25 protein-coding genes are annotated in these 24,640 nt (G+C 73.2%); 14 read left to right on the forward strand and 11 right to left on the reverse strand.

All coding sequences use genetic code 11. The features are described from left to right. The first annotated feature begins 83 nt into the window (after positions 1–83). Positions 84–638, forward strand: coding sequence for a type 1 glutamine amidotransferase domain-containing protein (locus AB2L27_RS14165; RefSeq protein ID WP_370442126.1), 555 nt, complete (start codon positions 84–86; stop codon positions 636–638). Beyond that, entirely contained in the window at positions 635–1,639 is a 1,005-nt protein-coding gene (locus tag AB2L27_RS14170) for a TIGR03557 family F420-dependent LLM class oxidoreductase (protein WP_370442127.1), read from the forward strand. The genes AB2L27_RS14165 and AB2L27_RS14170 overlap by 4 nt, the downstream gene beginning before the upstream one ends. A 50-nt stretch (positions 1,640–1,689) precedes the next feature. Here the strand turns inward: AB2L27_RS14170 and AB2L27_RS14175 are convergent, their stop codons facing one another. Further along, on the reverse strand, positions 1,690–2,724 hold the full coding sequence (locus AB2L27_RS14175; protein ID WP_370442128.1) for a TerC family protein: 1,035 nt from the start codon (positions 2,722–2,724) through the stop codon (positions 1,690–1,692). Between the two features lie 235 nt (positions 2,725–2,959). Further along, positions 2,960–3,247 (reverse strand): helix-turn-helix transcriptional regulator, encoded by a 288-nt coding sequence (locus tag AB2L27_RS14180; protein WP_370442129.1) that lies wholly within the window; start codon positions 3,245–3,247, stop codon positions 2,960–2,962. 190 nt (positions 3,248–3,437) lie between these two features. On the opposite strand from AB2L27_RS14180, the gene AB2L27_RS14185 reads away from it, so the two are divergent. From AB2L27_RS14185 to AB2L27_RS14195, 3 genes are all read left to right on the forward strand, one after another. Further along, positions 3,438–4,139, forward strand: coding sequence for a hypothetical protein (locus AB2L27_RS14185; protein ID WP_370442130.1), 702 nt, complete (start codon positions 3,438–3,440; stop codon positions 4,137–4,139). An 84-nt stretch (positions 4,140–4,223) separates the two neighbouring features. Continuing rightward, positions 4,224–5,615 (forward strand): pyridoxal phosphate-dependent decarboxylase family protein, encoded by a 1,392-nt coding sequence (locus tag AB2L27_RS14190; protein WP_370442131.1) that lies wholly within the window; start codon positions 4,224–4,226, stop codon positions 5,613–5,615. Positions 5,616–5,640: 25 nt separating this feature from the next. Further along, on the forward strand, positions 5,641–6,297 hold the full coding sequence (locus AB2L27_RS14195) for a helix-turn-helix domain-containing protein (protein ID WP_370442132.1): 657 nt from the start codon (positions 5,641–5,643) through the stop codon (positions 6,295–6,297). Between the two features lie 23 nt (positions 6,298–6,320). Here AB2L27_RS14195 and AB2L27_RS14200 read toward each other — a convergent pair whose 3' ends face one another. The 9 genes from AB2L27_RS14200 to AB2L27_RS14240 all read right to left on the reverse strand — a co-directional run bounded on the left by AB2L27_RS14200 (position 6,321) and on the right by AB2L27_RS14240 (position 15,742). After that, entirely contained in the window at positions 6,321–7,532 is a 1,212-nt protein-coding gene (locus AB2L27_RS14200) for an allantoate amidohydrolase (protein WP_370442133.1), read from the reverse strand. After that, positions 7,525–8,679, reverse strand: a complete 1,155-nt coding sequence (locus AB2L27_RS14205) for an FAD-dependent oxidoreductase (protein WP_370442134.1) — start codon at positions 8,677–8,679, stop codon at positions 7,525–7,527. Before AB2L27_RS14205 ends, AB2L27_RS14200 begins: the two co-directional genes overlap by 8 nt. Continuing rightward, positions 8,676–9,119, reverse strand: a complete 444-nt coding sequence (locus AB2L27_RS14210) for a HutD/Ves family protein (protein WP_370442135.1) — start codon at positions 9,117–9,119, stop codon at positions 8,676–8,678. Before AB2L27_RS14210 ends, AB2L27_RS14205 begins: the two co-directional genes overlap by 4 nt. 35 nt (positions 9,120–9,154) lie before the next feature. Then, positions 9,155–10,480 carry an FMN-binding glutamate synthase family protein gene (locus AB2L27_RS14215; protein ID WP_370442136.1) on the reverse strand — a complete coding sequence of 442 codons (1,326 nt, stop codon included), beginning with the start codon at positions 10,478–10,480 and terminating at the stop codon, positions 9,155–9,157. Between the two features lie 13 nt (positions 10,481–10,493). Next, a complete protein-coding gene (locus tag AB2L27_RS14220) occupies positions 10,494–11,213 on the reverse strand; it encodes a GltB/FmdC/FwdC-like GXGXG domain-containing protein (protein ID WP_370442137.1) in 720 nt (239 codons plus the stop codon). Then, the gene (locus tag AB2L27_RS14225) at positions 11,201–12,097 is read right to left on the reverse strand and encodes a class II glutamine amidotransferase domain-containing protein (RefSeq protein WP_370442138.1); all 897 of its coding nucleotides are present in this window, start codon (positions 12,095–12,097) and stop codon (positions 11,201–11,203) included. The genes AB2L27_RS14220 and AB2L27_RS14225 overlap by 13 nt, the downstream gene beginning before the upstream one ends. A gap of 64 nt (positions 12,098–12,161) precedes the next feature. Then, on the reverse strand, positions 12,162–13,502 hold the full coding sequence (gene glnT / locus AB2L27_RS14230) for a type III glutamate--ammonia ligase (RefSeq protein ID WP_370442198.1): 1,341 nt from the start codon (positions 13,500–13,502) through the stop codon (positions 12,162–12,164). A gap of 291 nt (positions 13,503–13,793) precedes the next feature. Next, the gene (locus AB2L27_RS14235) at positions 13,794–14,147 is read right to left on the reverse strand and encodes a cupin domain-containing protein (protein ID WP_370442139.1); all 354 of its coding nucleotides are present in this window, start codon (positions 14,145–14,147) and stop codon (positions 13,794–13,796) included. After that, complete coding sequence (locus AB2L27_RS14240) at positions 14,144–15,742, reverse strand: BCCT family transporter (RefSeq protein WP_370442140.1); 1,599 nt, start codon at positions 15,740–15,742, stop codon at positions 14,144–14,146. Before AB2L27_RS14240 ends, AB2L27_RS14235 begins: the two co-directional genes overlap by 4 nt. 283 nt (positions 15,743–16,025) lie before the next feature. Between AB2L27_RS14240 and AB2L27_RS14245 the strand changes: the two genes are divergently transcribed. The 9 genes from AB2L27_RS14245 to AB2L27_RS14285 all read left to right on the forward strand — a co-directional run bounded on the left by AB2L27_RS14245 (position 16,026) and on the right by AB2L27_RS14285 (position 24,542). Further along, complete coding sequence (locus AB2L27_RS14245) at positions 16,026–16,685, forward strand: GntR family transcriptional regulator (RefSeq protein WP_370442141.1); 660 nt, start codon at positions 16,026–16,028, stop codon at positions 16,683–16,685. Positions 16,686–16,710: 25 nt separating this feature from the next. Next, positions 16,711–17,238: a flavin reductase family protein gene (locus AB2L27_RS14250; protein WP_370442142.1), complete on the forward strand. Its 528-nt coding sequence runs from the start codon at positions 16,711–16,713 to the stop codon at positions 17,236–17,238. A gap of 150 nt (positions 17,239–17,388) precedes the next feature. Beyond that, on the forward strand, positions 17,389–18,081 hold the full coding sequence (locus AB2L27_RS14255) for an amino acid synthesis family protein (protein WP_370442143.1): 693 nt from the start codon (positions 17,389–17,391) through the stop codon (positions 18,079–18,081). Next, positions 18,078–18,629, forward strand: a complete 552-nt coding sequence (locus AB2L27_RS14260) for an amino acid synthesis family protein (RefSeq protein ID WP_370442144.1) — start codon at positions 18,078–18,080, stop codon at positions 18,627–18,629. Before AB2L27_RS14255 ends, AB2L27_RS14260 begins: the two co-directional genes overlap by 4 nt. A 7-nt stretch (positions 18,630–18,636) precedes the next feature. Then, positions 18,637–19,374: an alpha/beta fold hydrolase gene (locus tag AB2L27_RS14265; RefSeq protein ID WP_370442145.1), complete on the forward strand. Its 738-nt coding sequence runs from the start codon at positions 18,637–18,639 to the stop codon at positions 19,372–19,374. Further along, entirely contained in the window at positions 19,371–20,900 is a 1,530-nt protein-coding gene (locus AB2L27_RS14270; RefSeq protein ID WP_370442146.1) for an aldehyde dehydrogenase, read from the forward strand. The genes AB2L27_RS14265 and AB2L27_RS14270 overlap by 4 nt, the downstream gene beginning before the upstream one ends. Positions 20,901–20,934: 34 nt before the next feature. Further along, positions 20,935–21,987 (forward strand): LLM class flavin-dependent oxidoreductase, encoded by a 1,053-nt coding sequence (locus AB2L27_RS14275; protein ID WP_370442147.1) that lies wholly within the window; start codon positions 20,935–20,937, stop codon positions 21,985–21,987. Positions 21,988–22,099: 112 nt separating this feature from the next. Continuing rightward, a complete protein-coding gene (locus AB2L27_RS14280) occupies positions 22,100–22,522 on the forward strand; it encodes a hypothetical protein (RefSeq protein WP_370442148.1) in 423 nt (140 codons plus the stop codon). 1,123 nt (positions 22,523–23,645) lie between these two features. Continuing rightward, a complete protein-coding gene (locus AB2L27_RS14285; RefSeq protein WP_370442149.1) occupies positions 23,646–24,542 on the forward strand; it encodes an endonuclease domain-containing protein in 897 nt (298 codons plus the stop codon). Positions 24,543–24,640 lie beyond the last annotated feature (98 nt).

The raw sequence follows: 24,640 nt of genomic DNA on the forward strand, positions 1-24,640 counted from the left end.
GTGATCCTTCCACGCTCGGCCCCGCGGGGGCGCTCGACCCTTCCCGGATGCCGACCCCCGCCGGCGGTGCGACCGTGAGCGCCATGACGGACGCAACGCTCACGGGCAAGAAGATCGCGTTCCTCGTGGCGAACGAGGGCATCGAGCAGGTCGAGCTGACCGAACCGTGGAAGGCGGTGCAGGAGGCCGGCGGCGAACCGGTCCTGCTGTCGACGCAGCCCGGCACGGTCCAGGCGTTCGACCACCTGGACAAGGCCGACACCTTCGAGGTGGACGTCGTCGTCGACGACGCCAGCCCGTCGGAGTACGCCGCCCTCGTCCTCCCCGGCGGTGTCGCCAACCCCGACGCCCTGCGCACCTCGCGCTCGGCGGTGACCTTCGTGCAGCAGTTCGCGGCCTCGACCCGGCCCATCGCGGCCATCTGCCACGCGCCGTGGACGCTGGCCGAGGCCGACGTGCTCAAGGGCCGCCGGATGACGTCGTGGCCCTCGCTGCAGACCGACCTGCGCAACGCCGGTGCGGAGTGGGTCGACGAGGAGGTCGTCGTCGACCGCAACGGCCCCGGGCCGCTGCTGACCAGCCGCAACCCCGACGACCTGCCGGCGTTCAACCGGGCGCTGCTGGAGGCGCTGTCGTGACCGCACCGGGCATCGGCTACACCTGCATGAGCGAGCAGTCCGACCCGCGCTGGCTGGTGCGCGACGCCCGCGCGGCCGAGGAGGCCGGGTTCGACACGATCGTGTTCTCCGACCACGCCTCGCCGTGGCTGACCAGCCAGGGCCACGCGCCGTACGCCTGGTCGGTCCTGGGTGCGGTGGCGGCCACGACCGAGCGCGTGGAACTCATGACGTACGTGACGTGCCCGACGGTCCGGTACCACCCGGCGATCGTGGCCCAGAAGGCGGCGACGGTGCAGATCCTGTCCGAGGGGCGGTTCGTCCTCGGCCTGGGATCGGGCGAGAACCTCAACGAGCACGTCGTCGGGCACGGCTGGCCCGCCGTCGAGGAACGCCAGGACATGCTCGTCGAGGCGTGCGAGATCATCTCGAACCTGTTCGACGGCGACCTGCTGACCTACGCCGGTGACTACTTCCGCGTCGACTCCCACCGGTTGTGGGACGTTCCCGAGCACCGCGTCCCGCTGGCCGTGGCCATCAGCGGGGAGAAGTCCGCCACCCGGTTCTCCCCCCTGGCCGAGCACGCCATCGCGGTCGAACCCGACGCGGCCCTGAAGGCCTGGGAGGCCGCCCGCGAACCGGGGCAGGGACCCGGCCGGAAGATCGGGCAGATGCCCGTCTCCTGGGGCTCTGACAAGGACGCCGCGATCACCCGTGCGCACGAGCAGTTCCGCTGGTTCGCCGGTGGCTGGAAGGTGAACGCCGACCTGCCGACGACGGCCGGTTTCGCGGGCGCGACGCAGTTCGTCCGCCCCGAGGACGTCGCCGGGCAGATCCCCTGCGGGAACGACGTGGACGCGATCGTGGAGGCCGCCTCGGCGTACTTCGAGGCGGGGTTCACCGACCTCGCCCTCGTCCAGATCGGCGGGGAGCACCAGGAGGAGTTCCTGGCGGCGGCGGCGTCGGACATCATCCCGGCGCTGCGCGAGGCCGCCCAGGGGACCGATCCCTCCCCCAGCTGAGGACGCACCGACGGGGCCCGTCGTCCGGGGAGGGACGACGGGCCCCGCGGTCAGTCCCGGACGCCTCGCCCGCTGCGGCGCCGGGGCCGCCACAGCGGTTCCAGGGCGGCCACCTCGGCCTCGTCGGCGGTGCGGAACGGCGGGTCGGTGGGAGCCTGGACGGCCCGGCGCCCCTGACCCCGCGTGGCGCGCAGGCTCGTGACGACGGAGGTCCCTAGGATCAGCGTGATCACTGCCAGGGACACCGGGGTCGGGATGTAGTAGAGGTCGACCTTGAGCAGCATCTTGACGCCGACCCAGATGAGCACGAGGGCCAACCCCAGCTTCAGGTGCACGAAGCGGTGGATCAGGTCCGCCAGCAGGAAGTACATCGCCCGCAGTCCGAGGACGGCGAACGCGTTCGCGGTGAAGACGAGGAACGGTTCGTCGGTGACCGCGAAGATCGCCGGGATGGAATCGACCGCGAAGACGACGTCGGTGACCTCGACGAGGACGAGCACGGCCAGCAGCGGGGTGGCCATGAGGACGCCGCCCTTGCGGACCAGCAGGCGCTGACCGTGGTAGGCGTCGGTCATCGGCATCCAGCGGCGGAACAGCCTCAGGACCCTGGACCGCGCGGGGTCGACGTGCTCGTCGCGCTGACGGATCATCCGGTAGCCGGTGTAGAGCAGGAACGCGGCGAACAGGTACAGGATCCAGGAGAAGCTCGCGATGAGCACGGACCCGGCCGCGATGAACACCCCGCGGAACACGAGGGCACCGACGACCCCGAGGAACAGGACCCGGTGCTGGTACTCGCGCGGCACCGCGAAGAACGTCAGGAGGATCGCCCACACGAACACGTTGTCGACGGCCAGCGACTTCTCGATGAGGTACCCGGCGAAGTACTCCTGACCGCGGTCGGCGCCCCACACCGACCACACCAGCGCACCGAAGGCGACCCCGAGACCCACCCAGACGCCCGACCAGACCGCGGCCTCGCGGACCCCGATCACGTGGGCGTGCCGGTGGACGAACAGGTCGACGGCCAGCATCACGGCGATGACGCCGAGGACGGCCAACCACACCCAGAGGGGAACGGACACGACGAGAACTCCTTCCGGTCAGCGCACCACCGACCGGAGATCTCCCCCGGCCCGGCGCGCCGGACCCGCCCCGACCGAGCCGCCCACCGGGGGTCGGCCGTCCTGACGATCGGAGCGTTTCGGGGTACTCCCCTCCGCTGGTCCCAGTGAACCCGGTCCGACGAAGCACGTCAAGCGATGCGCGAATCGGAGTTCGCGCGTCGAGCGGGCTCGCCCGCCGGGTGCGCGTCCCGCCTCACTCCCGCAGGACGAGGGCGAGCAGGTCCTCGACCCGCACGTGCTCCTCGACCGGGTGCCGCAACCGGGTCCGTCGCGGCACGGTGTAGCGGTTGCGGCGCCCGACGCGTTCACGCACCAGGTACCCCTCGACCTCCAGGTCGCGGACGATCGCCTGCACGGCCCGCTCGGTGATCCCCACCCGGGCGGCGACCTCGGACATCCGCACCTCGGCGTCGGCGGCCAGCACGACGAGGACGTGGGCGTGGTTGGTCAGGAACGTCCACCGGGAGGGTTTCTCGGGCACCGGCCCAGCGTAGGGGGACACCCACAGGGCGGTCGGCGCGCTCCCCGGCGGAGGAACTGTCGGGAACCGGCGGGGACCGGTGGGAACCGGCGGGGACCGGTGGGAACCGGCGGGGTCGCGCCGACGTTCTGCACGACAACCACGCCGCCGTGGTCGTCCGGGACCCGGCGCCGTGCGGGGAGGAGGGGTCGTGATGGGGAGCGGTTCCCCGCTCTCGCGGTCGGGTCCGGTGTCCGGCGGCGCCCTCGCGCCCCCGCTGCGGATCGCCGCTGCGACCGGGCTGGGCCTGGGAACCGTGGTGGCCGTCCTCGGCGCGGTCAGCTCGCCCGTCACGGTCCTGCTGTCGGCCACCCTGGTGAGCCTGCTGCTGCTCCTCCTGCCCGCGGTGACGTCACCGGAGTCGGCCGCCCGCCCGGACACGCAGCGGCGCACGCGGCGCCTGCTGGTGGCGGCCGGGGCCCTGCCGCCCTTCTCGGCCGGTGCCCACGTGGCCGGCGTCCCGCCGCAGGCGCTGTCGGCCCTGGTCCTGGTGGCCGGTTCGACCGTGCTGGTGCGGTGGTTGCTGCGGTGGGAGGAGGAGGCGGCCGGCCCCGCGCCCCGCGAGGGGGCGCCGACCGCTGCCCGGGTGCAGGAGCCGCCGGGCACCGACGGACTGGCCGACCTCTTCGGCGTGCTGCCGCTGGAGGCCCTCTTCGCCGAGTGGAAGGCGTTGCGCGCCACCTCCACGGGCACCTCCGGGCCCGAGCGCGAACGGCTCGTGGCCGCGCTGGGCCTGCTGCTGACCGAGCTGCACCGGCGCGACCCGCAGGCCGCCCGGCGGTGGCTGAGCACGGACCCCACCGACCCCCCGGACCGCTGGTTCGACGACGAACCGCGCGGTCAGAGCGCCTGAACACCCGCGCACGGCTCGCGTCGTGGGCACCACCGGCACCCCCTACCGTGGACGGTGGAACCGGCGCCCACGGAGAGTTGGACCATGCACGAGGAGAGCACCGCGGGCCCGTCCGCGCGCATGCACGAGACGACCGGCGAGAACGAGGCGGTCCTGGACCTGGTGCTGGAGTACTCCCGGAACCGGCTCACGGCCCGCGACCTCCCGCTCGACAAGTCCGTCAGCAGCGCCGACCTGCGCCGCCTGGCACCCCCGGCCGTCACCGAGGACGGCATCGGGGCGGCCCGGGCGATGGCCGTGTTCGAGCACGTCCTCGCCCCCGCCTGCATCACGACCGACCACCCGCGCTACCTGTCGTTCATCCCCTCCGCGCCGTCCAAGGCCGCGGCCGCGTTCGACATCGTGGTCTCGGCCAGTGCGCTGTACGGGGGGTCCTGGCTGGAGGGCGCCGGGGCTGTGCACGCCGAGAACGAGGTGCTGCGCTGGCTGGCCGGGGAGTTCGGGTTGCCCGCGGGGTCCGGCGGTGTCTTCGTCCAGGGCGGGACCCTGGGGAACCTGTCGGCCCTCGTCGCGGCGCGCGAGGACGCACGCGAGGCGGCGCGGGGCCGAGGGACCGCGCCCGGTCGCTGGGCCGTGGTCTGCAGCGCCGAGGCGCACTCCTCGATCGCGTCCGCCGCCCGCGTCATGGACGTCGACGTCGTGGCCGTGGCGCCGGGCGAGGACGGCGTCCTGCGCGGCGACGCCGTCCGCGCCGCGCTGGCCGAGCACGGGGACCGGGTGTTCGCGGTCGTGGCGACGGCCGGGTCGACGAACTTCGGGATCGTCGACGACCTGGCCGGGATCGCCGAGGTCACCACCGAGCGGGGCACCTGGCTGCACGTCGACGGCGCCTACGGCCTGGCCGGTCGGTTGTCGGCGCGACGCCGGGACCTGTTCACCGGTCTCGAGCACGCCGACTCCGTCATCGTCGACCCGCACAAGTGGCTGTTCGCGCCCTTCGACGCGTGCGCCCTCGTCTACCGCGACCCCGACCGCGGCCGCCGCGCCCACACCCAGCACGCCGAGTACCTCGACACCCTCACCGAGACGAAGGACTGGAGCCCGTCCGACTTCGCCGCCCACCTCACCCGGCGCCCGCGGGGCCTGCCCACGTGGTTCTCGCTGGCGACCTACGGGGTCCGGGCCTACCGGGAGGCGATCGACGCGGCCATCGACCTGGCGGCCGAGGTCGGCCGCGTCATCGCCGGACGCCCGGAACTCTCCCTCGTGCGGGAGCCGCAGTTGTCCGTCGTGGTGTTCGAGCGCGTGGGCTGGTCGAAGGCCGACTACGACGCCTGGTCGGCGCGGCTGCTGGACGAGCAGCTCGCGTTCGTGACGCCGAGCAGCCACCAGGGCCGTCCGAACGCGCGGTTCGCGATCGTCAACCCGCGCACGACGATCGAGGACCTGACGGCGATCCTCGACACCATGGCCTGACCGGGTGGTGGGGCAGGATGGGCGCATGACGAGCGCCGAGGACCCCATCGCCAGCGGTTCGTCGTCGCGCGAGATCGCCCGCGAGGCGGCCGGCCCGGCCGAGGGCGACCTCGAGCGCAGCATCGCGGCCCAGGTGCGCGCCTACCGGCAAGCGGCAGGACTATCGGTGGCCGAGATGGCCGACCGCGTCGGCATCTCCAAGGCCATGCTGTCGAAGATCGAGAACGCGCAGACCTCCTGCAGCCTCACGACCCTGGCCCGCCTCGCGGCCGGGCTGGAGGTCCCCGTCACGGCCCTGTTCCGCGGGGTGGACGCCGAGCGGGAGGCGGTGTTCGTCCCGGCGGGCCACGGGGCGCGCATCGTGCGGCGCGGGTCCAAGCAGGGCCACCTGTACGAACTGCTCGGAGGCCTGCGCGGGCCGCACAAGCGCATGGAAGCGGTCCTCGTGACCCTCACCGAGGCCTCGGAGGTGTTCCCGCTGTTCCAGCACCCCGGGACCGAGATCCTCTACATGCTCGAGGGCGAGATGGTCTACGGGCACGGCGAGGCGCGCTACACGATGCGTCCCGGCGACGCGCTGCAGTTCGACGGCGAGGGGCCGCACGGCCCGGAAGAACTCCTGGAACTGCCCGCGAAGTTCCTCGCCGTCACGGCCTACGACGGGACGAGCGGGCACGGCTGAGCCGCCCCACGGCAGAGCTGGGCTCAGGCCAGCAGGTCGGCCAGCACGTCCGCCAGCGCGACGGATCCCCGTTCGGCGTCGGCGTCGGTGCAGAACTCCTCCGGGGAGTGCGAGACGCCCGTCGGGTTGCGGGTGAACAGCATCGCCGTGGGCACGCGCTCGGCGAGCACGCCCGCGTCGTGACCGGCACCGGTGGCCAGCAGGGGCGCGCCGGGCAGCACCCCGGACAGCCTGCGGAACAGGGCGACGTCGAAGTCGACGGTCGGGCTCAGGGACTCCTCGCGGACGTCCACGGTGCACCCCTCGACCGTGGCGAGCTCGGCCGCCCGCCGCGACACCTCGGCGACGACGGCGGCGGTCACGGCGTCCTCGGGGTGCCGCACGTCGAGCCACAGGTCGACGCGGGAGGCGATGACGTTCGCGCCGCCCGGCACGGGGTTCAACCGCCCCACCGTGGCCCGCGTGCCGGGGTGCGCGGCGGCGACCTCCCGGGCCGCGGCGACGACGAGGGCCGCGACGAGCAGCGGGTCGTGCCGGTCGGCGAGCAGCGTCGTCCCGGCGTGGTTGCCCTGCCCGTGCACCGTGAACCGCCAGCGCCCGTGCCCGATGACGGACGACGCCACGGCCACGGGGGCGTCGAGGTCCACGAGGCCGCGACCCTGTTCGACGTGGAGCTCGACGAAGCAGCCGATGCGCGCCAGCGCCTCGTCGTCACGACCGAAACCCGCCGGGTCCAGCCCCGCGCCCCGGGCCGCGTCCGCGAAGGTGGTCCCGTCGGGGTCGGTGAGTGCCAGCGCTCGCTCGGGGGCGATGGCCCCCGTCAGCAACCGCGACCCGAGGCAGGCCACGCCGAACCGGGACCCCTCCTCCTCCGGGAACACCGCGAGCCCGAGGGGCCGGGCGGGCTCGGTCCCGCGCTCGCGCAGCAGGTCCAGGGCGCGCAGGGCGGAGGCGACGCCGAGCGGGCCGTCGAAGGCGCCGCCCCCGGGCACGGAGTCGAGGTGGCTGCCGGTCACGACGGCGTCGCGCAACGGGGCGCCGGCCGGGTTCCACCAGGCCCAGACGATCCCGTTGCGGTCGGTCTCGCCCTCGAGCCCGCGGCGGCCGAGTTCGGCGAGGTACCACTCGAGCAGGTCGCGTTCGGCGGTCGCGAAGACGGGGCGGGAGTACCCGCCCCGCACCGGGTCCCGGCCGGTGTCGGCGATGGCCGCGAGGAGCGCGGCGGTCTCAGGCACGGGAGGAACCTACTCGCCCGCCCACCCGGAACCGGTCGGGCACCGAACCGGTCCCCAGGGCGACGTCGGCCGCGACCTCCCCGAGCACGGGAGCGAACTTGGCGCCGTGCCCCGAGCAGGGCGACACGACGGTCACGCCGTCCGCCTCGTCCACGACGAAGTCCTCGGTCGGGGTGTTCGTGAACAGGCACGTCGTCTCGGCGTACGGCTCGGGCACGAGACCGGGCAGGAACCGGCGCACGTGCTCCACGACGCGGCCGCGGTTGGCGGGGTCGATGCGGCCCGTCCTCTCGGCCGCGGAACGGATGACCCGTCCGGCGTCGTACTCGGCCACCTTCTGCCCGTGGAACTGCGCGTCGCGCCCTCCCGGCAACGCGTAGACGCAGATGTCGTCGCGCTTGTGGATGAGGGTGGGCCAGTCCTGGGCCGGAGCGTCGTCGCGGTAGGGGAAGTGGAAGGCGTTCTCCTCCTTCACCTCCAGCGGCGGGAACGCGCCGAGGAACCCGGCCGGCAGCGCCAGGTCGGTCAGCAGGTCGGGCAGGAAACCCCCCGCGGCCACGACGACGCGTTCGGCGCTCACGGTGCGCCCGTCCGCGGCGTGCGCCGTGAAACCCGACGCGGACCCCGAGCCCGTGCGTTCCAGCCGCTGCAGGGGCCACCCCGTGAGGACCTCGGCCCCGCGCGCCCGCGCCGCCGCCACCATCGTCGTCACGGTCGACTCAGCGTCCAGGACCCCGCCCGCCCGGTGCAGCAGGACGTCGGTGTCGAAGGCGATGTGCGGCCAGCGGTCCCGGGCCTGGTCCCGGGGCAGGAGCTCGTGCTCCACCCCGGCGTCGGTCAGGACCGCCGCCAGCCCGTGCGGATCGCGCTGGGCACCGAAGTCCAGTGCGCCGCAGCGCCGCACGAGGTCGGAGCCGTGGAGGGCGGACAGTTCCGCCCAGCCGGGTTCGGTGGCGGCCACGAGGTCGACGTACACGCGCTCGGGGTAGGCGTAGCGGAAGATCCGCGCCGACCCGTGCGAACTGCCGTGCTCGGACGCGGGGACGTCGCGCTCGACGAGCGTGACGGAGAACCCCCGCTCGGCCAGCCGCCAGGCGGTCGAGGCACCGGCCAGGCCGGCACCGACGACGAGGAACTGCGAACTCATGAGATCCCTTCCACCACGACGGCTCGCCCTGCGAGGTCGCCGGGGACGACGGAGGAGTGCGACTGCAGGGTGGTCAGGTCGACGGCCACCAGGGCCTCCCGGGGGACGCCCACCCGCACCCGCGCTGCGTGCGGTCGGGTGGTCATGACGTTGACGGCCGTGACCTCGCCGTCCGGCTCGGCGGTGACGAGGGCCTCCCCGCGGAACCGCAGGAGGTCACCGGGACCGAGGTGGTGGAGGCGGTCGTCGACGGTGAGGTCGAGCCGGCCGCGCGCCACGACGAACGTGCGGTCGACGCCGGGGAAGACCGAGAACGGGCCGGGGCCGCCGATGGTGGCGATGCTCAGCCGCCAGCGGTCGTCGCGGTGAACCTCCCGGGTCGTGCCCCGGCCGTTGCGCCAGGGCACGTCGGGCAGGTCCTCGTAGCTCACCGTCCGCACCGCCCCAGGATGCCCCGTCCGCGCGAGGAGCCCCGTCAGAGCCCCTGACCGGGGACCCAGCTCGTGCCGGCCAGCGGCAACCGGGTCATGGCCGCGGCCTCGATCGTCAGCGCGACGAGGTCCTCGGGTTCGAGGTGCTGCAGGTGCGCCTTCCCGCAGGCGCGGGCGATGATCTGCGCCTCCATCGTCATGACGCGCAGGAAGTTCGCGAGCCGCCGACCGCCGACCTCGGGGTCGAAGCGCTGCTGCAGCTCGGGGTCCTGCGTCGTGATGCCGGCCGGGTCCTGCCCCGCCTGCCAGTCGTCGTAGTAGCCCGCGGCCGACCCGATCTTGCGGTACTCGGCGTCGAGGGCGGGGTCGTTGTCGCCCAGAGCGATGAGGGCGGCCGTGCCGATGGCGACGGCGTCGGCGCCCAGCGCCATGCACTTGGCGAGGTCGGCGCCGCCCCGGACGCCGCCGGAGACGACGAGCTGCACCTCGCGGTGCACCCCCATCTCCCGCAGCGCGCGCACGGCCTCGGGGATCGCGGCGAGCGTGGGGATGCCGACGTGCTCGATGAAGACGTCCTGCGTGGCGGCGGTCCCGCCCTGCATCCCGTCGACGACGACGACGTCCGCGCCGGCCTTCACGGCGAGCTTGACGTCGTAGTACGGACGCGAGGCTCCCACCTTGACGTAGACCGGCTTCTCCCAGTCGGTGATCTCCCGCAGTTCACCGATCTTGATGGCCAGGTCGTCGGGGCCGGTCCAGTCGGGGTGCCGGCAGGCCGAGCGCTGGTCGACGCCGACGGGCAGGGTGCGCATGCCCGCGACGCGCTCGGTGATCTTCTGCCCCAGCAGCATCCCGCCGCCGCCGGGTTTCGCTCCCTGGCCGAGCACGACCTCGATCGCGTCCGCCGCGCGCAGGTGGTCGGGGTTCATGCCGTAGCGCGAGGGCAGGTACTGGTAGACGAGGTGCTTGGAGTGCCCGCGCTCCTCGTCGGTCATGCCGCCGTCGCCCGTCGTGGTCGACGTCCCGACCTCGCTGGCCCCGCGGCCGAGGGCCTCCTTGGCCCGGCCCGACAGGGCGCCGAAGCTCATCCCGGCGATCGTCACGGGTGTGGACAGGTGCAGCGGGAACTTCGCGTTCCGTGCCCCGAGGACGACGTCGGTGTCGCAGCGTTCGCGGTACCCCTCCAGCGGGTACCGGGACATGCTGGCCCCGAGGAAGAGCAGGTCGTCGAAGTGCGGGAGCTTGCGCTTGGCGCCGCCCCCGCGGATGTCGTAGATGCCGGTGCGGGCCGCGTGCTGGATCGCCGCGATGGTGCTGCGGTCGAACGTCGTGGACTCGCGCAGGCCCTGGGCGGCGAGGTCTTCGGTCATCTCCGGGCCCCTCTCAGTACGCCGAGGCGTTGTCGACGTGGAAGTTGTAGAGCGTGCGGGCCGAGCCGTACCGGGTGAACGCGGCCGGGTCGTCGGCGCGACCGGCGGCGGCCAGCAGCTCGGCCAGTTCGGCCAGGTGCTCGGGCCGCATCTCCTTGGCGACGCAGTCGGCACCGAGGGAGGCGACGGTCCCCCGCACGTAGATCCGGGCCTCGTAGATCGAGTCGCCCAGCGCGTCGCCGGCGTCCCCGCAGACGACCATGCGCCCGGCCTGGGCCATGAACCCGCTCATGTGGCCCACGTTCCCGCCGACGACGATGTCCACCCCCTTCATGGAGATCCCGCAGCGGGCCGCGGCGTTGCCGTCGACGACGAGGAGACCGCCGTGGGCGGTGGCTCCGGCGGACTGGGAGGCGTCGCCGTGGACGCGCACGCGCCCGGACATCATGTTCTCGGCGACACCGACACCCGCGTTGCCGTGGACCTCGACCGTGGCGTGCTGGTTCATGCCGGCCGCGTAGTAGCCGACGTGCCCCTCGAGGGAGACCGTCAGGGGCCGGTCCAGCCCGGCGGCCAGGGAGTGCCTGCCGTCGGGGTGCGTCACCCGGTAGGTGGCGGTGGACCCCTCGGGTTCGGCGTGCAGCGCCGCGTTCAGCTCACGCACGCTCGTCGTGGTCAGGTCGACCTCGGATGTGACGGTGGGGGCGGGAATCTCCTGGGTCAGCGTTCCCATGCGTACACGACCTCCGGCTCGGGTTCGAAGATGCGGGCGTTCTCGACACCGGGCAGGCCGGTGAGGTAGCGGTACTCGCTCGCCACGGCCACCCACCGGTCGGTCTCGGCGACGACCGCGGGTTTGCAGGCGATGGCGTCGCGGACGACGGCGAAGGAGTTCTCCGTGGCGACGAGCAACGTGTAGAACCCGTCGAACCGTTCGCACAGCAGGCGCAGCGCCTTCTCGACGTCGGCCCCGCCGGCCAGCTGCTGGGCGACGAACCGCGCACCGACCTCGGTGTCGTTCTGGGAGTCGAACTCCACGCCCTCGGCCACGAGCTCGCGGCGGATCGTGGCGTGGTTGGAGAAGGACCCGTTGTGGACCATGCACTGGTCCGGACCGACGGAGTAGGGGTGGCTGCCGGTCGAGGTGACGGCGGACTCCGTCGCCATCCGGGTGTGCGCGACGCCCTGGTACCCGGTGGCGTCGGCGAGGCGGAACGTCGTCGCCAGGTCGTCGGGGTGCCCGGTGCCCTTGAGCACGGACAGGTCCGCCCCCCGGCTCGTCACGACGGCGCCGGGCAACGCGCTGCGCACCGCGGCCTCGAGGAGGTCGGCGCTCACCGCGGCGGAGAAGACCGACGTCTGCCCGCTCGCCCGCCCCTGGACCGGCTGCCCCAGGACGCCTCCCACCGCGGAGGCGGCGTCGGTGACCGCCAGCGGCGACTCGATGGCGCAGACCGTGGCCTGGCCCGCAGGGTTGAGGACGGCGTCCCCGTAGAGCCCGACGCCCGCGGCGTCGGTCCCGCGCTCGGCGGCCTGGCAGAGCATCGTCTGCAGCAGGGCCCCGAGGTGCGGCTGCAGCGCCGCGTCCCGCAGGTGCAGTCCGGCGATCCCGCACATCAGCGTCCTCCTTCGTCGTCAGCGTGTTTCTTCACGGTAGTCGTCGTTTCTCTTCAGTGTCCAGTCAGACCGCCGTGAGGTAGCGGTCGACCTCCCAGTCGGTGACCCGGGCGTGCCAGGAGTAGAACTCCTCGCGCTTGAGCTCGGCGTAGTAGCGCGACACCCCGGCACCCGGGTCGACCGCGTCGAGGACGCCGGTGACGACGTCGTCGGCCTCGAAGGCGTGCACGGCGTCCAGCAGCGTGCGCGGCAGCAGCGGCGCGTCGGCCGGCCGCTCGCCCGGCGCCCCCGGGTCGAGGTCGCGGCGGACACCGTCCAGACCGGCGCCGAGCGCGACGGCGGTGGCCAGGTGCGAACTCGCGGCCCCGTCCCCGGCCCGCAGTTCCACGCGGTGCGGGTCGGGGACGCGGACGAGGTGCGTGCGGTCGTTGCCGCCGTACGTCGCGGCCCGCGGTGCCCACGTCGCCCCCGACGCGGTGGACGTGGCGCCGGTCCGCTTGTAGGAGTTCACGGTGGGCGCGATGACGGCCTGCATCGCCGGGGCGTGCGCCAGCAACCCCGCCGTGAACCCGTACCCCGTGCGGGACAGTCCGAGTCCGCGCGGGTCCTCGTCGGCGGGGAACCGCGGACCGTCCTCGCCCCACAGGGACAGGTGCAGGTGCATGCCGCTGCCCGTGCGGTCCGTGAAGGGTTTCGGCATGTAGGTGGCGATCATCCCGCGCTGCTCGGCGAGCATCTGGATGACGTACCGCAGCGTCGTGACGCGGTCGGCGGTCGTCAGCGCATCGGCGTAGTGGAAGTTCTGCTCGAACTGCCCGTTGCCGTCCTCGTGGTCGCTGGCGTAGGGGCCCCACCCGAGCGACTCCATGACGTCGGAGACGGCGGCGAGGTGGTCGTACATGCGCGTCACGCCCCGGGTGTCGTAGCAGGGCTGGTCGGCGTCGTCCGAGGCGTCGGCGGTCACGAGCCGGCCGTCGAGGCCCCGCTTGACGAGGAAGTACTCGACCTCGGCGCCGACCGACAGGCTCAGGCCGAGGTCGGCGGCCGCGGCGATCTGCCGGCGCAGGAGCACCCGCGGCGCGAACGCGTACGGGACGCCCTCGACGTGCGGGTCGCAGTGGACCATCGCCAACCCCGGGCGCACGAACGGCAGCGGCGTGTAGGAGGAGCGGTCGGGGACCGCGACGACGTCCGGGTCGGCGGGGACCTGACCGAGGCCGCCCGCGGCGTAGCCGGCGAACCCGCACCCCTCCCCCTCGAGCTCGTCGGCCGCGGAGACCGGGACGAGCTTGGAGCAGGGTTTGCCGGTGAGGGTGGTGAACGTGGCGAGCAGGTACCGGACCCCGTCGGCCCGGGCCGTGCTCGCGAGGGACTGGGTTCCGGCCACCGACAGACCGGGAGTCACGCCGGCGGTGGCAGCGGCGGGGAAGGTGGGGGGAGCGGCGGTCACGGGAGCCTCCAAGGGCGTCTCACGGTGGCATCCAACATCTACTGACAGTAGACACCCCGCGTGTTTCACCGGTGTTTCGCGCCCGTCACCACCGTGGAAACCACTCCCCCCTCCCCGGCACCCCTCCCCCGCGCGGAAAACACTCTTTCCGCCCTCCCCAAGGGGTTTTGAGGGCGGGGAGCACGACATCCGCCCCGACGCAGTGCGGCCCCGCACCCAGTGCGAGGGTGCGGGGCCGTGTGCGTCTCACCCCAGGAGCTCGAGGTCCCCCACGGCGGTGACGGAGACGTGCGTCACCGCCTGGTCCGGCGCCGCCGCGTGCCGGTGCGGGAGGCCGGGCGGCACGACGACCACGTCGCCGGGACCCAGGACGCGCCGCCGGTCGCGGAACTCCAGCTCCCCCGCGCCGGCGACGACGACGAGGACCTGTTCGTGCGCGTGCCGGTGCCAGGCCGTACCGCCACCGGCGTCGAGCGTCGTGAGCACGACGGTCCGCGGACCCCCGCCGTCCTGGACCAGCGCGACGAGGTCGGTCCAGCGGGCTCCCCCCTCGAACACGGGCGGCCCCAGCTCGACGACGGGGAGGTCCGCCGCGCTCACGTCCGGACCAGCTGCTCGCTGCGCAGGTCCTTCCAGAACGCGGCGGTGGCGGCCAGGACGATGAGCAGGAACGGCGCCGAGGACACGATCGCCATGTTCTGCAGCGCCTGCAGACCTCCGGCGAGCAGCAGCGCCACGGCGGCCGCGCCGGTGAGGACGCCCCACAGGACCAAGCACCACGTCGGTGGCCGTTCGCTGCCGCGCGTCGTGAGCATCGCCAGGACGTAGGTGTTCGCGTCGGCGCCGGAGACGAAGAACAGCACCACGAGGACGATCGCCAGGGTGGAGGTGACCGTCGCGAGCGGGAACTGATCGAGGGTCAGGAAGAACGCGGAGTTCGCGTCCTGCGCTGCGGCAGCGGCGATCCCGGCCCCTCGCGTCAGGTCCAGGTGCATCGCGGTCCCGCCAAAGGCGGTGAACCACACGAAGAACACGACGCTCGGGACGACGAGGACGCCCAGCACGAACTCGCGGATGGTGCGGCCGCGGGAGATGCGCGCCAGGAAGACGCCGACGAACGCGGCCCAGGACAGCCACCACGCGAGCATGAAGTAGGTCCACCACTGCATGAACGCGAGGTCGCCGTCCGCGGGGGTGATGAGGCTCATCGCGAAGAACTGGCTGGCGTACCGCCCCAGCGACTGCACGAGCAGGTTCGCGAGGTAGATCGACGGCCCGACGACGACGATGAACACGAGCAGCAGACCGGCCAGCCCCATCGCGGTCTCGCTGAGGTAGCGGATGCCCTTGGCCACGCCGCTGACCGCCGAGACCGTGAACAGCAGCGTGACGACGGCGATGACGATCACCTGGACGGCGGTCGAGACCGGGACCCCGAACAGCGACCCCAGGCCGGCGTTGATCTGCAGCGCACCCAGACCCAGCGAGGTGGTGGTGCCGAACAGCGTGGCGAAGACCGCGAAGACGTCGATGCCGCCCCCCACCCAGCCGTCGACGCGCCGGCCGAGGATCGGCCGCAGCAACGCGGAGACGAGGCTCGGGCGGCCCTTCCGGTACGTCGACCACGCCATGGCGAGCCCCATGACGGCGAAGATGCCCCAGGCGTGCAGGCCCCAGTCGAAGAAGGAGAACTGCATGGCCGTGACGGCTGCGTCCCGCGTCATGGGGTCGGCCAGACCGTGCGGTGGTGCGGCCAGGTGGGAGACGGGTTCGGCCACGCCGTAGGAGATGAGGCCGATGCCCATGACGGCGGAGAGGATCATGGCGATCCACGAGCGCGTCCTGAACTGCGGGCGGTCCTCGTCCCGCCCCAGGCGGAGCCGCCCGTAGGGGCTGAGGGCCAGGCCCACCAGGAACACGAGGATGCCCAGGGCGCTGAGCAGGTAGAGCCAGCCGAAGCTCGACGTGATCCAGTTCAAGGCACCGGAACTGGCGCTCGACAGGGACCCGCCCGCCGCGCCCCCCCAGGCCACGACGACGACCGTGACGGCGACGGAGACGAGCAGGACGGGGCCGGGACGTCGACCGGCGGAACCGGGCACCCCGGCACGCACCTGCGGGTCGGACGTGGCGGACGGGCCGCCGGAGGAGGAGTCGTCGGGAGCGGACGGCGGGCTGCTGGTCGGCGTGGACACGGGCAGCTCCTTTCACCGGATCGGGTGGGACCGTGCTGGGGTGCGACTGGCTGCGGCTCAGCGGGAGCGTGCACGGCTCGGGTGCGGCGACGGGCTCTCCGGAGAGCGGGCGACTCGTGTGGCAGACCGACGCTGGCATGCAAGAGGAGAGCGGGTCAAGGCTAGGGCACGACTTTCGTCGTGACAACGGGAACCTGGAACGTGGATGTCACGGGCGTTCACGCGCCCGAAACACGGTGGCACCAGTTGACGAGTTCCGCTCCCCCCTCCTACGGTCCCTGGCATGCCACAGCCGATGGAGGCCGCGACACTCACCGGTGCGCAGGCACGAGTCCTGGACGCCCTGCGGACCGCGATCATCAGCGGCGACCACCAGCCGGGCACACCCCTGTCCGAGGTCTCCCTCGCCGAGCAGCACGGCGTCAGCCGGACCCCGGTCCGCGAGGCGCTCAAGCAGTTGCAGATCGAGGGGCTCATCGAGGTCCGGCCCCGCGTGGGGACCTTCGTGCGCTCCCCCAGCCGGCGCGAGGTCATCGAGCTCTTCGAGCTCAAGGAGGTCCTCGAGGGCATGGGGGCGCGCCTCCTGGCCGCCCGCGGTCGCGTTCCCCCGCTCGACGAGCTCGAGGAGAACATCGAGCGGTCCCGCCTGGCCGTCGCCGCCGACGACCACGACGGGTACGCCGACCTCGTCCACGCGTTCCACTCGACGATCATCGACGGCGCGGACAACACGCAGTTGAAGAACCACTACCGCACCCTCATGAACCAGCTCGCCTACCACCGGCTGGTCGCCCGTTCCCTCAACCGACCCGGCCGACTCGGCGCGTCCTTGTCCGAGCACGAGAAGGTCCTGCAGCACATCCGGGAGAAAGACGGCTACGGCGCCGAGTTCGCCATGCGCGACCACGTGCGCAGCAGCGAGCGCGAAACCCTCTCCAGCTGACCACCTACCGACCCTGGAGGTCCCCGTGACCGGACCGTTGACCCTCACCGCCCCCGACGCCGACCCCACCGCGCTGAGGACGACGTTCGCGCTCTTCCCCTCCGGCGTCGCGGCCATCTCGGCCCGCCTGCCCGGCGAACCCGGGCCCGCCGTGCTCGTCGCCTCCTCGTTCCAGGTCGGGATCTCGCTGGACCCGCCGCTCGTGCTCTTCGCCGTGCAGCACACGTCGACGAGCTGGCCGAAGCTGCGGGCCGCGGCCGAGGCGGGCGGACGGCTGGGCGTCTCGGTGCTCGGCGAGGCGCACGACCTCACCGCCCGCCAGTTGGCCTCGAGGGCCGCCGACCGCTTCGCAGGGGTCGAATCCACGACGACGGGCTCCGGCGCGACGTTCGTGCACGGCGCCCCCGTCTGGCTCGAGTGCTCCGTGCACTCGCAGTTCCCCGCCGGCGACCACGACGTCGTCCTCCTGCAGGTGCACGCACTGGGCGGCGCGCCGGACACCGAACCGCTGGTGTGGCACTCGTCGGGGTTCCGGACGCTCTCCCCTCGCTGACCGCCTGGCATGCCAGTGATGACGATCCCGGCGTCTTTCCGGACTGCGGGGTCACCGATCCTGGGCTCCCTCGCAACGATTTCACGCTCTCCGATGCTCGCCGTCGTCGAACCCTTGACCCGCCGGTGCGGAACACCTAGCGTCTCTGGCATGCAAGAGGCGACCAGATCCGCGGTTCGTACCGCTCCGCGCCGTGCAGCCGAAACCCCCACCTCCCCCGCCGCCGTCGGTTCCCCGGACGCGCGCCCGGCCGTCGAGGTCCGCAAGCTCGTCGTGTACCGCGAGACGGTGCTCAGCGAGGCCGGCACCGCTCCCGCGGTCCCCGCCGAGCGGGCCTCCGCGGCCGCCGTCATCCGCAACCCGTGGGCCGGAACCCCCGCCACGACGGACCTCGGGCCGGTCGTGGCCGCCATCGCCCCCTCGCTGGCCCGGACGCTCACCGACGCCCTCCTCGACGCCCTCGGCGGCGTGGACCACGTCGAGGCGTTCGGCAAGGCGGCGGTCGTCGGGACGGCGGGCGAGATCGAGCACGGCGCGGCCCTCATCCACACCCCGTACTTCGGCAACCTCGTCCGGGCCCACCTCGACGGGGAGTCGATCATCTGCTTCGCCGACACCCGGGCCGAGGCGGGCGAGACCCTCGTGGTTCCCCTCTGGCACAAGCACCACGCGGCGACCCGCAGCCACTACCAGACGGTTCCGGTCCGTGTCGCGGACGCTCCCCGGCCCGACGAGATCGTCGTCGTGGCGGCCGCGTCGACGGGGCCCCGCCCGCACGCCCGCATCGGCGACCGCAGCACCGACCCCGCCGTGACCCCCGCTCTCCTGGAGGACCGACCGTGAACGTCCGCAAACTCGTCACCCTCGTCGAGGAGACGCGCTGGGAGGGGGGCCGCGAGGTCGACCCCGTCGCGCGCGTCGCCGTCGTGGCGGCTGTCATCGAGAACCCCTGGGCGGGCCAGGGTTTCGTCGAGGACCTCGCCCCGGGCATCGACGCGCACGCCTCCGACCTGGGGAAGCTGCTCGCCCCCCGTGTCCTGGAGGCCCTGGGCGGTCAGGCCGAGGCCTACGGCAAGGCGGGCATCGTGGGCCTCGACGGCGAGGTCGAGCACGCCTCCGCCCTCATCCACACGCTGAAGTTCGGCGACCACTTCCGGAGCGCAGCCGCCGCGACGACGCTGCTGCCCGCCGTCGAGAAGCGCGCGCGGGCCGGCGCCACCTTCGACATCCCCCTCAAGCACGTGACGGACGCGACGATCCGGTCGCACCACCAGAGCGTCGAGGTCCAGGTGTCCGACGCTCCCCACGCCGGGGAGATCCTCATCGCCCTCGCCGCCGCCACGCGGGGACGTCCGCAGCAGCGCCTGGCGCCGCTGTCGTCGGAGCAGTGAGCCGCTCGTGACCACCCGGGGAACCGTCGTCCTGCTGCACGGGGTCGGGCTGGACCACACCCTGTGGGCCCCGGTGCGCGGCGCGCTGGAGTCCGAGGGGTTCCGGGTGCTCACCCCTGACCTGCCCGGTCACGGCGACGCGGCCCCGGTCCCCGACGGCGTCACGCTCGCGGACCTCGCAGGCCAGGTGGCCGAGGTGGTGCCCGCCGGGTCCCACCTCGTGGGGTTCTCCCTCGGCGCGCTCGTCGCCCAGCACCTGGCGCGGTTCCGACCGGACCTCGCCGCCAGCCTGGTCTCCGTGAGCTCGGTCTGCCGCCGCACCCCCGCCGAGCGCGAGGCCGTGCTGGCCCGGCTGGCGACCGCCGAGGCCGACTTCCCCGCGAGCGTGGCGGCCTCCCTGGACCGCTGGTTCCCTGCGGACGACGGTGTCGACCCCGACCTGGTGCGCCGGACCGAGAAGACGTTGCTGGCCAACGACACCACCTCCTACCTGCGGTGCTACCGCGTCTTCGCGACGGCCGACGCGGAGCTCGCCGACGAGCTGGCGCGGATCACGGTCCCGGCGCTGGCGGTCACCGGCGACCTCGACCCCGGCTCCACCCCGGACATGACCCGCCGCCTCGCTGAGGCGGTCCCCGGCTGCCGCGCCGTCGTCGTCCCCGGTGCCCGCCACCTGTGGCCGGCCCAGCGGCCCGCCGACCTCCTGTCCCACCTCGTCCCGTTCCTGGAAGGAGTCGGCCGATGACCGACGTGCAGACCGCGGCCCCCGGCGCGTGGACCGCGGTCCCCGTGCGACAGCTGGACCACCACATCGGCGGGGAGAACAGCGCCCCGAGCAGCGGGGAGTGGTTCGAGAGCACCAACCCGGCGACCCTCGCGGTGAACTACCGCGTGGCCCGCGGAAACGCGACCGACGTCGACCGCGCCGTCACCGCCGCCACCCGCGCGTTCGAGCATCCCTCCTGGCGGGACCTCAGCCAGACCCGCCGGGGACGCCTCCTGCGGCGCCTGGGCGACCTCGTCGGCGAGAACGCCGAGGAGCTGGCCCGGATGGAGACCCTCGACAACGGCAAGCTGCTGCGGGAGATGCGGGGCCAGCTCACCACCCTGCCGGAGTACCTCTACTACTACGCCGGTCTGGCCGACAAGGTGCAGGGCGACGTGATCCCCACCTCCGACCGCCGGGTCCTGAACTACACGACGCGCGAACCCCTCGGTGTCGTCGGAGCCATCACACCGTGGAACTCCCCCCTCACCCTGACGACGAGCAAGCTGGCCCCCGCGCTGTGCGCCGGCAACACCATCGTGGTGAAACCCTCCGAGCACACCTCGGCCACCGTCCTGCGGCTCGCCGAGCTCGCCGTCGAGGCCGGGTTCCCGCCCGGCGTCGTCAACGTCGTCACCGGGTTCGGGTCCGAGGCCGGGCAGGCGCTCGTCGACCACCGTGGGCTGGCCAAGGTCTCCTTCACGGGCAGCACCGCCACCGGGGCGCGCATCGCGGCGACCACGGCCAGCCGGTTCATCGGCTCCACCCTGGAACTTGGCGGCAAGTCCCCGAACATCGTCTTCGGCGACGCCGACGTGGCGAACGCCGCCATGGGCGTGGTGGCGGGCATCTTCGCCGCCGCCGGCCAGACGTGCATCGCCGGCAGCCGCGTCTTCGCCCACCGCTCCGTCTACGACGAGCTGCTGCAACGGGTCACCGACCGCGCCCGCACGATCCGGATCGGAGACCCGTTGGACGAGAGCACCGAGCTGGGGCCGTTGGCGTTCGCCGAACAGCGCGCGAAGGTCGACGGGTACGTCGAGCTCGGCCGCGAGGAGGGCGCGCGCGTCCTGACGGGTGGCCGCACGAGCGACGGCGGCGGCCTGGGCGGTTGGTTCTACGAACCCACCGTCCTCGTCGACGTCGACAACTCGATGCGCGTCGTGCGGGAGGAGATCTTCGGTCCCGTCGCCGCCGTCATGCCGTTCGACAGCGAGGACGAGGTCATCGCGCTGGCGAACGACACCGAGTACGGCCTGGCGGCGGGTGTCTGGACGCGGGACCTGTCCCGCGCCCACCGGATGGCCGCCCGGCTCGACGCCGGCACCGTCTGGGTCAACACGTACCGGGCGATGTCACCCATGTCGCCCCGCCAGGGGTTCAAGAGCAGCGGCGTCGGCGTCGAGCACGGCCAGGAGACCATCCGCGACTACACCCGGGTGAAGAGCGTCTGGATCAACACGAGCGAGGAAGAACTCGCCGACCCGTTCACCATGCGCAGCTGAGCACCCACCACCACCCGACGAGGAGGAGAGACCCGTGAAGTTCTCGCTGTTCGTGCACATGGAGCGCTGGGACGAGGAAGTCGGCCACCAGCAGCTGTTCGAGAACCTGACCGAACTCGCGCTCATGGCCGAGGAGGGGGGTTTCAGCACGGTGTGGATCGGTGAGCACCACGCCATGGAGTACACCGTCTCCCCCAGCCCGATGCCCCAGCTCGCCTACCTGGCCGCGCGGACGACTCGCATCCGGCTGGGCGCCGGCACCATCATCGCCCCGTTCTGGAACCCGATCCGCGCGGCCGGCGAGTGCGCGCTGCTGGACGTCATCAGCGGCGGCCGCATGGAGGTGGGGCTGGCGCGCGGGGCCTACCAGTTCGAGTTCGACCGGATGGCCGGCGGCCTGCCCGCCACCGAGGGCGGGAAGCACCTGCGCGAACTGGTCCCCGCCGTCCAGCGCCTGTGGGAGGGCGACTACGCCCACGACGGGGAGGTCTGGCAGTTCCCCACCTCGACGTCGGTCCCCTCACCCGTGCAGAAGCCCGGTCCGCCGGTGTGGATCGCGGCGCGGGATCCCGCGTCCCACGACTTCGCCGTCGCCTCGGGCTGCAACATCATGGTGACCCCGCTCATGAAGGGCGACGAGGAGGTGGAGGACCTGGCCCGCAAGTTCGACACCGCGGTCGGCAACCACCCCGAGCGGTCCCGCCCGAAGCTCATGGTGCTGCGGCACACCCACGTGCACCCCACCTCCGACCCCGACGGCTGGCGGCCCGCCGCGGAGGCCGTCGCCCGGTACTACCGAACGTTCGACGCGTGGTTCGGGAACAAGACGACCCCGGAGAAGGGGTTCCTCGAGCCCAGCCCGGTCGAGAAGTTCGCCGAGCGGCCGGAGTTCGAGGTCGACTCGCTGCACAAGACCGCCATGATCGGGACGCCCGAGGAGGTCGTCGAGCGGATCCGGTACTACGAGGAGCTCGGCGTCGACGAGTTCAGCTTCTGGATCGACAACGGCATGACGCACGAGCAGAAGCGCGCCTCGCTCGCGCTGTTCATCGAGCAGGTCGTCCCGGCCTTCGCCGACGGGGACTGACCCGTCGAATGACCGGGGCTTGACCCGGGGGCGGGGTGCGGGTCACCCTGTCCCCGGTCAACCCGCGCCCGGGGGCTTCGTCCCCCGGTCCGTCGAGTGCGCGGGTCCTCGAGTGCACCGCCACACGGCGCTGACCCCGGTCAGCCTGCGCCTGTTCGTCGTCCTCCGCGTCCTGCTCCACGTCAAGGAGCTGCCGCACCACCCGAAACCCACCGTCGGTGACGACGTGACGTGGTTCCTCCGGATCCGCCCCTCCCCCGCCGAGTTCGGTCCGAGCGTGCGCCACGCGACGGTCGGCCCCGTTGCCGGGGGCGTCGAGACCACGGGGTTCCCGGTCCGCATCCAGCTCGTGAACTGGGCTCTCACCGGCCCGGCCGACGACCGCCGTCCCGTTCCGGGTTCACTGGAACTGCGGGACGTCCACCGTCCGCCGCAGAAGTTCCTCGGCGGCCGCGACCGCCGCGACACGCACCTCCTCGTGGACCTCGCCGTCCGCCGCACGAACCCCGACCCGGGCGGATCGACGGGGCGTTGACACGGTTTCACAGGGCACACAGAGATCCCGGGACCGACCCTGGACGAAGGAGTCCCCGTGCCCCGTCGAACGCCCCTCGCCCGCACCGCGGGGCGCCGCGTGCACCCCCACGCTCCAGCCCGGACGCAGACCGTCCCGGTCGGCTTCTCGGGCCGGGACACCGAGGTCCAGGTGTTCGTCCCCTCGCACCGGCCGGCGCGCGTCCCGCTCGTCCCCGACCTGCACGGCAGCAGTTCCAACGGTCCGGCGCAGGCCGGCATCAGCGGCCTGCCGGCCGTCGCGGAGCACGAGGGTTTCCTCGTCGCGGACCCCACGGCGGCCATCGAGCTGCCGCCCACGGACCCGCCGCTGGCCGGGGGCAGCTGGGCGTGGAACGTGCCCGGCGTCCCCACGACGGCCGGGCAGTTCCCGCCGACGGGGGCCCGCGACGACGTGGCGTTCCTGACCGCTGTCATCGACCAGGTCGGGGCCGCGGCACGCGTCGACACCCGCCGCACCTACCCGACCGGCTACTCCGGCGGGGGCCGGGTGGCGTCGGCCCTGGCCTGCCGGCTCTCGGACCGCGTCGCCGCGATCGCCCCGGTCGCGGTGCTCACGTTCCACGGCAGCGACGACCTGCGCTGGGGCTACTCCGCCCCCGTCGCCGTGCAGACCTGGGCCCGTCTCAACGACTGCCGCACCGGCACGCTCCGCACGACGCTCACCGGACACGTCTCCGTCACGACCTACGCCCGGTGCGCGGGGGCGCCGATGTGGAGTTCCAACGCATCGTCGGCGGGGTCACTCCTGGCCGGGCGCCGACGAACCGGAGGGACCGCTCGGGCCCGTCACGCAGGAGGTGGACGCCTCCGAGACCATGTGGGCGTCCTTCGCCGCCCACCCCCAGCCCGCCTGACCCCGATCCCGGCCCTGACCCCGCGCGGAAAACACCTTTTCCGCCCCCCTCGCGGCGAATCGAAGTCTCGAAGCACGACTTCCGCCCTGTGGAGGCCTTGCTCCAGAGCCCATCCACAGGGTGGCGCCGCGCGTCGCCCCCGTCTCCACAGCTCTCCCCGGGGCTGCGTCGTCCACAGTCCGCCCGGGGCGGCGCCACGCGGCGGCCCGTCCGGTCGACAGTCGGCGCATGCGACGACACGACCGGGACGTCATCCTCCCCGAGGTTTTCCTCGGCCGCGACGCCGTGCGAGACGGCCTGTTCAGCGAGAAGCAGTTGCGGGGCCCGTCGGTGCAACGGGTCCTCCGCGGGGTCTACACGGTTCGCGGCCGACCGTTGACGCACGTGCTGCGGTCCCGCGCCGCCGCCCTCCTGCTGCCCCCCGGAGGCGTCGTGACCGGCCGGTCCCAGGCGACGTTGCTGGGGGTCGAGCTCCGACGGTGGGAGGACGAGGTCGAGGTGCTCGTGCCGGCACCCGCCGGCGCGAGGTGGACAGCGGTGCAGGGGATCGCGCTGCGCCGGGCACGCACCGTCGACCCCGGCGCTCCCCGGGACGGCGTCCCCGTCGCCACGGCGGAGAGGATGGCCTTCGACGCGACGACGCGGATGCCCCTCGCCGAGGCGGTGGCGAACCTCGACGCGCTGGTGCGCGGCGGCGCCGTCGCCCTGCCCGCCCTGCGTCGGTGGCTGGACGAGGTGCACGGTCCGCACGTGGTGGCCGCACGGAAGGCGGCGGAGCTGTGCGACCCCCGCGCGGAGTCCCGGCAGGAGAGCGTCGTGCGCGTGGTGCTCCACGGGGCCGGTCTTCCCGTCGTGCCCGGCGTCGTCGTGCGCGACCGTTCGGGAGGTTTCGTCGCGCGCCTCGACCTGGCGCTGGAGGAGTTCCGGGTGGCCGTGGAGTACGACGGGGAGTGGCACGCCCTGCGGCAGCAGCTGACGAAGGACCGGCGCCGCCTCGCGGCCCTGCGCGATGCGGGGTGGGAGGTCGTCCACGTCACCGCACCGATGCTGTCCGACCCGCAGGCCTTCGTCGACACCGTGCGCCGGGCGGTGGCCCGTCAGAAGCTCGCGTACTGGGCAGCCTGAGGCCGGGTGCCGCCGGAGGGCGGAAGTCGTGCCCCCCGCCCCCGGATCGCCGCGAGAAGGGCGGAGAAGGTGTTTTCCGCGCGGGGGTAGGAGGCGGG

The organism is Kineococcus halophytocola, from assembly GCF_041276425.1.
Taxonomy (GTDB): Bacteria; Actinomycetota; Actinomycetes; order Actinomycetales; family Kineococcaceae; genus Kineococcus; species Kineococcus halophytocola.